At 43.3% G+C, this 12,218-nt stretch carries 14 protein-coding genes; 5 read left to right on the top strand and 9 right to left on the bottom strand.

Features of this window, described 5'->3' with window-relative positions; translation table 11 throughout:
* Positions 1–51 precede the first annotated feature (51 nt).
* Entirely contained in the window at positions 52–1,458 is a 1,407-nt protein-coding gene (locus BJP37_RS08205) for a pentapeptide repeat-containing protein (RefSeq protein WP_075897906.1), read from the bottom strand.
* Between the two features lie 72 nt (positions 1,459–1,530).
* Complete coding sequence (locus BJP37_RS08200) at positions 1,531–1,782, bottom strand: hypothetical protein (RefSeq protein WP_075897904.1); 252 nt, start codon at positions 1,780–1,782, stop codon at positions 1,531–1,533.
* A 175-nt stretch (positions 1,783–1,957) separates the two neighbouring features.
* On the opposite strand from BJP37_RS08200, the gene BJP37_RS40860 reads away from it, so the two are divergent.
* Together BJP37_RS40860 and BJP37_RS08195 are read left to right on the top strand one after the other, a co-directional pair.
* Positions 1,958–2,245: a hypothetical protein gene (locus BJP37_RS40860; protein ID WP_143727519.1), complete on the top strand. Its 288-nt coding sequence runs from the start codon at positions 1,958–1,960 to the stop codon at positions 2,243–2,245.
* Entirely contained in the window at positions 2,223–3,164 is a 942-nt protein-coding gene (locus tag BJP37_RS08195) for a glutathione S-transferase family protein (protein WP_075897902.1), read from the top strand. The genes BJP37_RS40860 and BJP37_RS08195 overlap by 23 nt, the downstream gene beginning before the upstream one ends.
* Before the next feature lie 217 nt (positions 3,165–3,381).
* Here BJP37_RS08195 and BJP37_RS08190 read toward each other — a convergent pair whose 3' ends face one another.
* Positions 3,382–4,116, bottom strand: coding sequence for a hypothetical protein (locus tag BJP37_RS08190; RefSeq protein ID WP_075897900.1), 735 nt, complete (start codon positions 4,114–4,116; stop codon positions 3,382–3,384).
* 159 nt (positions 4,117–4,275) lie between these two features.
* On the opposite strand from BJP37_RS08190, the gene BJP37_RS35935 reads away from it, so the two are divergent.
* Entirely contained in the window at positions 4,276–4,473 is a 198-nt protein-coding gene (locus tag BJP37_RS35935; RefSeq protein WP_143727518.1) for a hypothetical protein, read from the top strand.
* A 283-nt stretch (positions 4,474–4,756) separates the two neighbouring features.
* Here BJP37_RS35935 and BJP37_RS35930 read toward each other — a convergent pair whose 3' ends face one another.
* Positions 4,757–5,002 (bottom strand): hypothetical protein, encoded by a 246-nt coding sequence (locus tag BJP37_RS35930; RefSeq protein ID WP_143727517.1) that lies wholly within the window; start codon positions 5,000–5,002, stop codon positions 4,757–4,759.
* A 163-nt stretch (positions 5,003–5,165) separates the two neighbouring features.
* Between BJP37_RS35930 and BJP37_RS08185 the strand changes: the two genes are divergently transcribed.
* Positions 5,166–6,344: a mechanosensitive ion channel family protein gene (locus BJP37_RS08185; protein ID WP_075897898.1), complete on the top strand. Its 1,179-nt coding sequence runs from the start codon at positions 5,166–5,168 to the stop codon at positions 6,342–6,344.
* Positions 6,345–6,815: 471 nt separating this feature from the next.
* Positions 6,816–7,967: a mechanosensitive ion channel domain-containing protein gene (locus BJP37_RS08180; RefSeq protein ID WP_075897896.1), complete on the top strand. Its 1,152-nt coding sequence runs from the start codon at positions 6,816–6,818 to the stop codon at positions 7,965–7,967.
* A gap of 234 nt (positions 7,968–8,201) precedes the next feature.
* Here BJP37_RS08180 and BJP37_RS38775 read toward each other — a convergent pair whose 3' ends face one another.
* The 5 genes from BJP37_RS38775 to BJP37_RS08160 form a co-directional block, all read right to left on the bottom strand.
* Positions 8,202–8,342, bottom strand: a complete 141-nt coding sequence (locus BJP37_RS38775) for a hypothetical protein (protein ID WP_158069485.1) — start codon at positions 8,340–8,342, stop codon at positions 8,202–8,204.
* 4 nt (positions 8,343–8,346) lie between these two features.
* Positions 8,347–9,192, bottom strand: a complete 846-nt coding sequence (locus BJP37_RS08175; protein WP_075897894.1) for a phosphate ABC transporter ATP-binding protein — start codon at positions 9,190–9,192, stop codon at positions 8,347–8,349.
* Positions 9,193–9,398: 206 nt separating this feature from the next.
* A complete protein-coding gene (gene pstA, locus BJP37_RS08170) occupies positions 9,399–10,250 on the bottom strand; it encodes a phosphate ABC transporter permease PstA (protein WP_438941527.1) in 852 nt (283 codons plus the stop codon).
* A 217-nt stretch (positions 10,251–10,467) separates the two neighbouring features.
* On the bottom strand, positions 10,468–11,322 hold the full coding sequence (gene pstC / locus BJP37_RS08165) for a phosphate ABC transporter permease subunit PstC (RefSeq protein WP_075897892.1): 855 nt from the start codon (positions 11,320–11,322) through the stop codon (positions 10,468–10,470).
* The gene (locus tag BJP37_RS08160; RefSeq protein WP_229415242.1) at positions 11,303–12,157 is read right to left on the bottom strand and encodes a phosphate ABC transporter substrate-binding protein; all 855 of its coding nucleotides are present in this window, start codon (positions 12,155–12,157) and stop codon (positions 11,303–11,305) included. Before BJP37_RS08160 ends, pstC begins: the two co-directional genes overlap by 20 nt.
* Positions 12,158–12,218: the final 61 nt, after the last annotated feature.

The raw sequence follows: 12,218 nt of genomic DNA, 5'->3' as shown, positions 1-12,218 counted from the left end.
CATAAACTCCAATGGGGAAAGTTGCGTTGACCTCCTTATCAAATAGTTGTATTAGTTAGGTATATCTTTTAAATCTCTTATTAGTTTCATACCTCTAGTTTTAGGGTCAAAATTTTCAGGAAATATGGTGGTACAATAATAGTTAATGTAATTTTTTTTACACATAGCTTCCAATGTGTTTTTGTCTGAATAAAGTGCATTTTTTAAATTAGCTTCCCATAAACGAGCTTTCCATAAATAAGCTCCCCGTAAATCAGCTCCCTGTAAATCAGCTCCCCGTAAATCAGCTCCCTGTAAATCAGCTCCCTGTAAATTGGCTCCCTGTAAATTAGCTCCCCGTAAATCAGCTCTCCGTAAATTAGCTCTCCGTAAATTAGCTCCCCGTAAATCAGCTCCTCGTAAATTAGCTTCCCATAAATTAGTTTCCTGTAAATCAGCTTCCCATAAATTAGTTTCCTGTAAATTAGCTTCCCATAAATTAGCTTCCTGTAAATTAGTTTCCTGTAAATTAGATTTTTGTAAATTAGATTTTTGTAAATTAGCTTCCCATAAATTAGCTTCCTGTAAATTAGCTTTGTATAAATAAGCTTCCTGTAAATAAGCTCCCCGTAAATCAGCTAGCGGTAAATCAGCTTCCTGTAAATTAGCTTTCCGTAAATCAGCTTCCTGTAAATAAGCTCCCTGTAAATCAGCTAGCGGTAAATCAGCTTCCTGTAAATTAGCTTTCCGTAAATCAGCTTCCTGTAAATAAGCTCCCTGTAAATCAGCTAGCGGTAAATCAGCTTCCTGTAAATTAGCTTTCCGTAAATCAGCTTCCTGTAAATAAGCTCCCTGTAAATCAGCTAGCGGTAAATCAGCTTCCTGTAAATTAGCTTTCCGTAAATCAGCTTCCTGTAAATAAGCTTCCTGTAAATCAGCTTTCTGTAAATCAGCTTCCTGTAAATCAGCTTTCTGTAAATTAGCTTTCTGTAAATTAGCTAGCGGTAAATCAGCTTCCTGTAAATCAGCTTTCTGTAAATTAGCTTTCCGTAAATCAGCTTCCTGTAAATCAGCTTCCTGTAAATCAGCTTCCTGTAAATTAGCTTCCTGTAAATCAGCTTCCTGTAAATTAGCTTCCTGTAAATTAGCTCCCTGTAAATTAGCTTCCTGTAAATCAGCTCCCTGTAAATTAGCTTCCTGTAAATCAGCTCCCTGTAAATTAGCTTTAACTAGGTCAGCATTAGAGAGTTTAACTTTTCTTAAATAAGCTTTTGGAGTTTCTAAACCTTTTAAACTTTCTCGATTCCAGGTTAACCAAAACCAGGGATTACGTCTTGGTTCTGAGTTTAGGAACTCCAGAGCTTGTATTCTACCGCCACTGCCAGCTTGGTTGTGAGCTGCTGTAATTACTTGCCATGCTTGATAAATTTCACTATTTCGTCTATCCTCCTCACCAGCGATAAAGACAATTACACCCACAAGTAGAGATATATTACCGACTAGTCCTAAAATTTCTATTAGTGCTAACTTCTGGAGATAATATAAAACCGGTTATAAAAATTTTTTTTCTATACTAATCAAAGGCTGATTACATCTAAATAATAATAATTTTAAAGGATTAGTTAAAATAGTTTTATCTTTTGTTTGAGCTTTATCCCAATCATGTTTTTCATCAGATATGCCTTCTATTAATTTACGGTTATTATAAAGTTTTAAAGCTATTTTATAAATATCTTTATCAGAAACTTTTTTTGACCAAAAGCTAGAAAATTTTAATTGATTAAGTATCTGCTTTAGCTTCATAATTGCTAACTAGGGATAAATGTAACATAGAGGTTTTCAGTGACTTTATATACTCACCTAATGTGCTTGTATAAGTCCTGTTATTACTTGGGAAAGGTAATCCCCTAATTTATTACCCTCTCTAAGTCCAGTCGTCAGGTCTTTTTTTGCCCCTATACAAAAAAAATTCTCAGGTGTGCAAGCAGGGCAGTGGAATGGGCATCAGGCATGGAACGGGCATCCGGCATGGAACGGGCATCCGGCGTGGAACGGGCGTCTTGCCCGTTACAATTTCCGGCAGGCAGGATACCTACCCCACTCATATTTATCCAAAGATTCAGCAATGCCGAGAAAGCCAAAAGCCAAAAGCAAAGAGGGTTTTAAGCGATGCACTCCCGACTCCCTACTCCCTACTCCCTCACCGATAGATAGTATGAAAAAAATACCATCACAGGAAAACTATGGCAACAGGGATGCTCCTTAACGGGCAATGGACTAACGAAGCCTATCAGCAAGACCCCCAAGGGCGATTCATGCGTAATCCCACCAAGTTCCGTAATTGGATTCGTGCTGATGGCTCCACAGACTATAAACCAGCCTCTGGACGCTACCATCTCTATGTTTCCTATGCTTGTCCCTGGGCGCACCGCACTCTGATTATGCGAGCCTTAAAGGGATTGGAGCAAGCAATTACCCTGTCCATTGTTGACCCATTGATGGATAAAGATGGATGGGAATTTTCCGATGGGCCTGGTTGTATCCCTGATACAGTGAATGGTGCTCGCTATCTGCGGGAAGTTTATATCAAAGCTGACCCTAACTGTACCGGACGGGTGACAGTTCCAGTACTTTGGGATAAGGAAACTGGCACGATTGTTAATAATGAATCCCGTGAAATTATTCGGATGTTTGACCTAGAGTTCGACGGGATTGCTCAGTCGGATATCAGCTTTTATCCGGAGAATTTACGGGAAGAGATTGATAAAACCATTGATGCCATTTACCAACCTATTAATAATGGTGTGTATCGAGCCGGATTCGCTACTACTCAGCAAGCCTATGAAGAAGGAGTAACTGAACTATTTGATGCCCTTAACTATTGGGAAGGGGTGTTAGGTAAACAACGTTATCTCTGTGGCGATCGCATTACCGAAGCTGATTGGTGTATGTTTACCACTCTGCTACGTTTTGACTCAGTTTACTACGTCCATTTCAAATGTAATTGGCAACGAATTTTCGATTATCCCAATTTGTGGAATTATCTCAAAGACCTTTATCATCAGCCAGGGGTAAAGGAAACCTGTAATATTGACCACATTAAGCAGCATTATTATAAGAGTCATCCCTTTATTAATCCCTCTGGTATTGTACCAAAAGGACCACAAATTAGTTTTAGTGATTAAGGCTATAGTGTTTTTATTGGAGATCTAAACATAGGATTGATGGAAAAAGGGAACAGGGAACAGGGAACAGGGAACAGTAGTAAAGAGATATAACTATTTTTTGATGTTATGATAAATCAGCAAGATTGTTCATGACATCTTTGTAAATGCTATAGCAGTTCTAAATTCGGTGACGAAGTAACTCATCCAATTTAGAACTGCTATAATTGCTGTCAAGTTATTCTTGATTCAATGGAGACTTAGATTTTATTTTAAATACGGAATCTGAAAACTCACCAAGGGAATCAGGGACAGATACAATTTCCGGTTCGGTGCGTTTTCCAAACATCAAAGTAGCCTTACTAGTAGATGGAGAGAAAAGAATCTGTGTGATTTTGCTATAATCCCACCGTTTCTGATCATAGAGAGCAAGCACCTTCGTAAGATTCTCTAAGGTCATCTCCTCCTTATTCTCGAACATAAACTCAACAGGACGATTAAAGACTTTGTCCAAAAACGTGCCATAAAACTCATCAATATATAGGTTTCGAGTTTGTGTCATCATCAGTACCTTACGCAATTCCTGACTTAACTCATAGGCTCCGTCTTTGGTACAAATCACCTGCTCATTGATAGCAACCGATTTCTGAGACCGATTTTTGCGACAAGGATTATTGTTAGAAGACTGTGCCACTCGTCCAGAGTTGAGGTCGTCGCCCAGTTGATCAAACTCATCAACCATGGTGCGTGTGCCTTGGATTATACGCCTGCCTTCACGAATGGTATTGGTTACCTCTCGAACATCTCGACGGATTTCGCGGAGCTCATCGAATAATCCAGCAATCTCGAAGGTGCTAACATTGCTATTGTCATGCTTCCGAGGTACTATTCCGGCTTTTGCGGGAAGCATTTGCCACATCACGGATGCTGACAACAGGTAAGCTGAACCTTGGAAAATGAATTTGTGAACCATGACTATGGAATCCTGACTTAAAGTGGTCCACTATCTTTTTCTTTTGGCAAAATGAAAATCCGGAAACTTATCGACAATTTTTCCGGATCTGGTCAGCTTACCCTTGTATTATCAACTCCGGTTGAATACCCATGATTAAGAGTGTGGGGAGATGGGGAGATGGGGAAATGGGGAAATGGGGAGATGGGGAAATGGGGAGATGGGGAAATGGGGAGATGGGGAGATGGGCTAGGCATAGAACAAGTTAATATGCTATTGTTTTGTCCATCTCTACAAGATAAATTAGATGAATCTCAGAAATGGGGTACCCAGATCACAAGTCAACATGCTAATATGATCTCCGTCTTTAGCAGATGACTATAGACTAGTCAGCCTGGGAGGTCTACCACATGATCAAGTTTTAGTTTCAAGTTAAACTAGCAGTTTATAGGTAATTAATTGTTTACAAGTTGGGTTGACAAGTCTGGCCAAGCAGGAGTAACTGGGTTGTCTTGATGCTTGTCTTGATGCAAAGCGCGAGTGGGGGGAAGCCCTTCAGGTCGGCGCACCCGTCGCTATTCGAGATCTTGGCATCAGCTCCTGGCACGACCCTGGAAACTATGGGCACAGGACCTTTGATTCTACAAGTCCATGGCTCTAATCAACCCAAACTGGGCAGTTGATTGATTGCAGTTGATTCGCGATCGCTAAACAAACCAATAGCTAGTAATCCTTTGCGGAATTCAACATCCATGTCTTGATGCAGTCGGTATTTCCGCCGTCTTTTACTAGCTAATACTTTTCGGTAAATTCCAGCGTTGATTGACCGAATAGTTTTCCTACAAACGGATAATAAACGTTTCAAACTGGCTCGTAGGGTGCTGTGGAAACCGGCAATCGCTCTCAATCCTGTTTGCGGATCACAATCCCAATTGTATACCCAGCACTATTGAGTAAATTAGCAACTTATAGTAAAATAATTTCACCAATCGACTTGCCATCGACTTGTCATCGACTTGCCATTTAACTAGGCAGAGGTCGATCTATGCTGTTGCATTTTGCTCAAAACTATGGAAAACCTTAAGAGTACATTCAACAATACAATCAACGTAATCAAAGAAAGGATCTTTGATACCGACTTCAAACTCGCCAACATCCCTCTGTCCACGATAGTTATTGTGGTGCTCATCCTCTTGCTCACCCAGATATTGCGAGGCTTGTTCACTGCCATAATCATTAACAGAATCGAGCGTCTCACTAGCGGTACAGAAACTACCCTAGATGATGAGTTCATTAAGATTCTTCGGCGACCATTAGGCTGGCTAATTTGGCTGGCTGGACTATGGGTAGTACATCTAGTTGTGGCCACCCATCTTACTCCTGAACAGAATCAGAAAATCCCCGAAATTCTGTTTGTGACTGCTCTGTTCATTGCCACCTATATTCTTTACCGTGCTGCTCCACTACTGGGAGAGCTGCTAGCCGGATTGGCAACCAACACTGAAACTGAACTCGACGATTTGTTCGTGCCCTACTTCCCAAGGCTTTTTCAGATCGCAGCAGTGCTGATTGCGACCATTAAAGCCAGTGAGATTTTGTTGGGGGCATCTGCTGGTGCACTGATCGGTCTACTGGGTGGTGCCGGTGTCGCCTTAGGTTTGTTATTCAAAGACATTATCTATGACTGGTGTTGTACGGTGATTATCTACGCTGATGGTCTCTATAAACCTGGTGACTGGGTAGGAGTGGACGGCGTAAATGGTTTTGTTCAGATCGTCAGTATTGGTCTCAGAAGTACAACACTTCGCCTTACTGAGTGGGGTTCTATCAAAAAAGTTCCCAATTCTAAAATGATTGCTGGCGTTGTGGAAAATTGGTCACAGAAGATTGGCGAGAGATTTGAGTGGGGTATAAATTTCAATCTTAAAATTGATGGAATTTCGGCGAAGCAAACTCCCCGAATTTGTCAGGCTATTAAAGAAAAAATTCCGACTATCGATGGCTTGCACAAGCAGAAATTTGCAGTTGTCTTTTCCAAAATTGAAGAGAATGCTCGTGTGATTATGATTAGGGTATTTGTGATTGATCCCGACCTATACTATGATGCCAATCAAGGCTTGAATATAGCCATCTTAGAAATCCTGGAAAAAGAGGAGATTGATCACCTGCATATTGAGCTGGAAAAGCAACTTGAAGACTACAAACAGATGAAGGGAAGTTTAGTTAGTGAGATGATATCTAAATCTTAGCAATGCTTTGAACAAGGCATGCAGCACTGGCTCCCTTCGAAGATGCATCGCTTTTAGGTGCGCGCCCGTTCGCGCCCCGCGTCGGCTTTGCCTCAAGGTGCGACCCAAGGGCGATTTACTCGCCCATTGGAAAGCCCACCAAAGCGCGAATTTAATTCTTAATGGTAAGAGCGCACCTTTGAAATTAGGCAAAAATTCTAATAAAATTCCTGCGCCCAGGCCGGACACTCCCCGCGCCCGGGCCCCTTCTTTTTTACAAATATCAGATGCACCCCAGATAGTAAACCTTTCAAACTAGCTCCTAGGGTGCTGCCCAAACGGGCAATTGGTGTCAATCATGTTTTTTCCATACCTAGCATGATTCCCTAAATTCGCAACTTATAGTAAAATCGTTTTGCCAATCGATTTGCCATCGACTTGCCATTTAGCTAGGCACAGGTCGATCTATGTTACTGTATTTTGGTTGAAACCATGGAAAACCTTAAGAGTACATTCAACAATAGAATCAACCTAATCAAAGAAAAGATCTTTGAGTCCGACTTCCAGCTCCCCAACATTCCTGTTACCACGATAGTTATTGTGGTGCTCATCCTCCTCTTCACCCATATATTGCGAGGCTTGTTCACTTCAATAATCATTCACAGACTCGAGCTGATAACTAGCGGTACAGAAACCACCCTAGACGATGAGTTAATTAGGATTCTTAGGGCACCATTAGGCTGGCTAATTTGGATCGCTGGACTATGGCTAGTACATCTAGTTGTGGCCACCCATCTTACTCCTGAACAGAATCAGAAAATCCCCGAGATTCTGTTTATGAGCATTCTGTTCATTGCCACTTATATTCTTTACCGTGCTGCTCCACTACTGGGGGAGCTTCTAGCCGGATTAGCGGCAAACACTGACACTGAACTAGACGATTTGTTAGTTCCCTACTTCCCAAAGCTTTTTCAGATCGCAGCAATCGTGATTGCCGCTATTAAAGCCAGTGAAATTTTGTTGGGGTCATCTGCCGGTGCACTGATCGGTCTACTCGGTGGCGCAGGTGTCGCCTTAGGTTTGTTATTAAAAGACATTGTTTATGATTGGTTTTGTACAGTGGTTATCTACGCTGATGGTCTCTATAAACCCGGTGACGTGATAGTATTGGACGGAGTAAGTGGTAGGGTAAAGATACTCAATATTGGTCTGAGAAGTACAAGGCTTCTTATTACTGAGTGGGGTTATACCAAAAAACTTCCCAATTCTAAAATGATTTCTGGAATTTTTGCAAATTGGTCAGATAAGACTGGCGAGACAGTTCAGTGGGGCATAAATTTAAATCTGAAAATTGATGGGATTTCGGCCAAGCAAACTAGGCGAATTTGTCAGGCTATTAAAGAAAAAATTCCGACTATCGATGCCGTGAACAAGCAGAAAATGGTAGTTGTATTTTCCCGCCTTGAACAGAATGCTCGTGTGATTAAAATTAGGGTATTTGTGATTGAGCCCAAGCTCTACTATGATGTCCAGAGCAACTTGAATCTAGCCATATTAGAAATCCTGGAAAACGAGGAGATTAATCAGCTCCATGTTTATATGAGAAAGGAACTTAACTGGTTGCCTGACACCAGTATGAATTAGGAACAATCGTAGGCGTTGCTGAATTAAGGAATGAAGGGCGATTATCTGATTTTCTTGCAGCCCCCTAAATCCCCCAACTTTGGGGGACTTTGATAGTTTTGTTCCCCCCAGAATTGGGGGGCTAGGGGGGCGAAACCATACTCAGAATCAGCAACGCCCAATCGTAAGCTATCAGCTATCAGCTATCAGCTATCAGCTATCAGCTATCAACTATCAGCTATCAGCTATCAGCTATCAGCTATCAGCTTTTGAATAAAATAAGCTGTTCGCGTAGCGTGGCCAACGGCCAACGGCTGACCACTGACGGCTGACCGCTGTTCGCGCAGCGTGCGCGTAGCGCATATGCTTACGGGAATTCGGAGCAGGGAAGAGCACAGCTTTATCCTCTCATTCCATTCACATAGGCAGCTGTCAAGGCTTGTTGAGGTGATTCAAAAATCTGCTCGACACAGCCGTATTCAATCAATCGTCCCACTGCTTCCTTTACCCAGAAGACGGCAGTATAGTCAGCAATGCGTCTGGCTTGAGCTAGGTTGTGGGTAACAATCACCAGGGTGTAGCGTCCCCTGAGCCTAGCTATCAAATCTTCGACCACACCGCTGGATATGGGATCGAGGGCACTACAGGGTTCATCTAATAGGAGTACTTCCGGTTGCAAAACCAAGGCACGGGCAATGCAAAGGCGCTGCTTTTGACCACCAGATAGAGCAAGAGCCGAAGTGTGTAGTCGGTCTTTTACTTCATCCCACAAACCAACATCCCGGAGTGCGGTTTCTATGAGCTGAGCAATGTTATCCCGGTTTTTAACACCATGTTCCCGCAACGGAAAGGCCAGATTCTTCCAGATTGAGAAGGGGAAGGGACTCGGCTTTTGGAAAATCATTCCAACACGACGACGAAGTGCAATTAGCTCCATCGCACCACGCTTTGCGATCGCATCCATCCTAGGACTCAGCACATCTAGGGAACCAATGCGAATCCTACCGGTAACTTTAGCATTAGGAATCAAATCTGTCAAGCGATTTAGGCAACTTAAAAAACTAGTCTTTCCACAACCAGACGGTCCCACTAGTGCGGTAATCGAACCTTTATAAATTGGCAACGATACATCAGCAAAGGCCGGTTTTGTTCCATAATGTAAACATAGCCGCTCGGTCTGAATCAATGGGTCGCTTATAGACTGGCTTACCGGTAATCGCTCTCTTGTTTGTAAAGGGTTAACCATTGTTTTTGGAAATTGTTAATGTGAATTTTTAATTAGTAATTAGGTAATATCATGTCCGGTTGAATAATTATACTAGACGCAAAAGTAAGGCAGAAGGCAGAAGGCAGAAGGCAGAAGTAAAGGAGTAAGGTTTCAAGGGATAAAGTTTTTTATAACTAATTATCCGAACCTGATATAAGCCGTCAGCAATCAGCAATCAGCTTATTTTATTCAAAAGCTGATTGCTGATTGCTGAAAGCTGAATGCTTACAAACAGACTCCACTCTCCGATGCAACCAATAGTCAGTGATCCATGCTGCTGTACTATTAATCAGCAACAACAACATCAGCAACACTAAAGCTGAGGCATAAGCATTAGCATTTCCCCCTGTTACATTCATCGACAAATCAAAAATATGAATCGACAGCGATCGCCCAGAATCCAGCAAAGACTCTGGCATCCGATCCACATAACCACTAGTAAAGATCAGTGCTGCGGTTTCAGCGATCGCTCGCCCTATCCCTAACACTAATCCCACTACTAGTCCCGGTGCTGCGGCTGGTAACAGCAAATTCCAGAGAGTGGTAGTGCGGGATAAACCAAGGGCAGTGGCAGAAAGTCGATAATCATCACTAACGGCGCGAAACCCTTCCTCTGTTGATCGAATTAGGATTGGCAACACCATACAGGCTAATGTCAACCCCCCAGACAAAATCGAAAAGCCTAGCCCTAGGGTTTTGCAGAAAAAAGCATTGCCAAATAGTCCAAACACAATCGACGGTACCCCTGCCAGGACATCTAAGCTACGACGAACCAGACGCCCGAAAATACTCTTAGTATCTGTGAACTCAGCTAGCAGTATTGCTGTACCTACTCCAATCGGAACAGAAACGGTCATACATACACCCAAAATTAGGAGAGTGGAAACCAGAATTGGAGCAATCCCTCCTTCCCGTCCAGCATTCTTTGGTGCAGTAGTCAGGAATTCCCAGTTAATTTGTCCGACACCGTGCCAGACTATATCACTCAAAATCCAGAGGAATACAGCAGTTACGAACAGTGCGATCGCCCAAATCATCACTGTTGAAACTTGGAAGTTGTCGATTGCAGGTTGGAAGTTGTCGGTTGCAGGTTGGAAGTTGTCGGTTGTCGGTTGTGGCTTCGTTTTCATATCATGTCAGGATAATTACCCTTAATAAATATCTCCCTATGTCCCTATGTCCCTATGTCCCTATCTCCCCCTCTCCCCACCCTCTCCTTAATTATGGGTATTCAACCAGACTTGATATAAGTTCTTACTCATAAATTCCTTCCTTGCTGATCATTTCTGCAATTGCTACCAGTACCAAAATTATTGCCATCAGCAGCAAGCCACTGACAAAAAGTGCTGAGCGGTGATTGCCCATGGCGTAAGCCATTTCCAAGGCGATATTGGCAGTAAGAGTTCGCATCGGCTCAAATAGGCTTTTGGGAGTTTGCACCACATTGCCACACACCATCAGCACCGCCATAGTTTCTCCAATCGCCCGTCCTGTTCCTAAAATCAAGCCAGTAAACAGCCCCGACTTAGCAGCCGGAAACACAACACCTTGGACTGTTGCCCAGCGGGATAGTCCCAGGGCTGCTGCTCCCTGTAGGTATTCTGGGGGGACTTTCGCAAAGCTAGCGTCTGCGGTCAGAGCAATAGTTGGCAAAATCATCAGGGTCAGAATCGCAATTCCAGCTAGGAGACTGGCTCCCGGTGGCTGAAAGCGTCCAATTAGGGGAACTAGCTCCACCAAACCCCAGAAGCCGTAAACAACTGAGGGCATCCCTGCCAACAATTCAATTAGCCGTCGATAGAGTCCAGCAATGGATGAAGGCGCGTAATACTGACAAAAGACTGCAGATAGAATTCCCAGGGGTGTGGCTACTAGCATCGCGCCAGCGGTGACCAACAGGGTGCCCCAAAGCATCGGGGTGAAGTTGTACAGAGTCTCAGCAGGATGCCAGGATGGATCGGTAAAAAAGGGGAGTAATCCTACTTGTCCCAATACTGGCAAGGCTTCCGTGATTAGGAACACAACAATCAGCACCACGATAGCACCAGCCACCACAGCACAGCCTTGTAGGGTCAAGATTAGGATAGTATCACTCCGAGAGGGGGACAAAGTTTTGCTCTTTAACAATGTCTTGTACCTTTTGCGATCGCGAAAACTCAATAAATGCTTTATCTAACCCAACCGGAATAGTTTTGGTGACTAACGTCAGGGAACGAGATAGGGGAAATGTGCCGTTTTGAACATTTTCTGTGGTTGCCGCTATTCCAGCAACGGGCAGTAACTTAATCGGAACATCCTGTTTGCTGCTATATTCTGCTGTGCCAATGGAGACATAACCAATCCCATTAGGATTACCCGCCACGGTCTTAATCCCCTGCTCATTATCCCCAATCACCACATCTGCCTTAATCTCACTATTTTTCAGCTGGAAGTACTTCAGAAATAACTCCAAGGTAGAGCGCCCCTCGGCTTTGTTGACTACTGTAATTGGTGCCCTCTTGCCTCCCACATCCTGCCAGTTGTCAATTTTGCCCTGATAGATATCCACAATCTGTTCATTACTCAGGGATTGCACCGGATTAGTTTTATGGACGATAATGCCAATCCCATCACGAGCGATCGCAAACCCTTGCAGATCTTTCTCGCTCTGCTTGAGGTCACGAGACACCATCCCAATATCAGCGACTCCTTGGCGAGCATCTGCAATACCGCGAGACGAGCCTCCTGTCTGCACATCCACCCGTACACCAGGATTTTCTGATTCAAAACGCTTGCCAATTTCCGACGCCAGGGGGGCTACTGTACTAGAACCGGTTAAAACCAACTTACCCTGCAACTGATCTGTTGATTGGGTAGCTACTTCCGGAGATTGGGCACAGGATTGTAGCCAAAAGCAAGCTACTAAACCCATAGACATTGATGCCAGTGTTGTTAAATTTTTCATCAATCATCAGTCAGTCATCTTATCTATAAAATAATGAGAGTGCTCAGTTATAATTGCTCAG

The sequence above is a fragment of the Moorena bouillonii PNG genome (assembly GCF_001942495.1).
Classification (GTDB): domain Bacteria; phylum Cyanobacteriota; class Cyanobacteriia; order Cyanobacteriales; family Coleofasciculaceae; genus Moorena; species Moorena bouillonii.
Note: the sequence above shows the minus strand (reverse complement) of the source record. Positions and strands in the feature narration are given on the sequence as shown.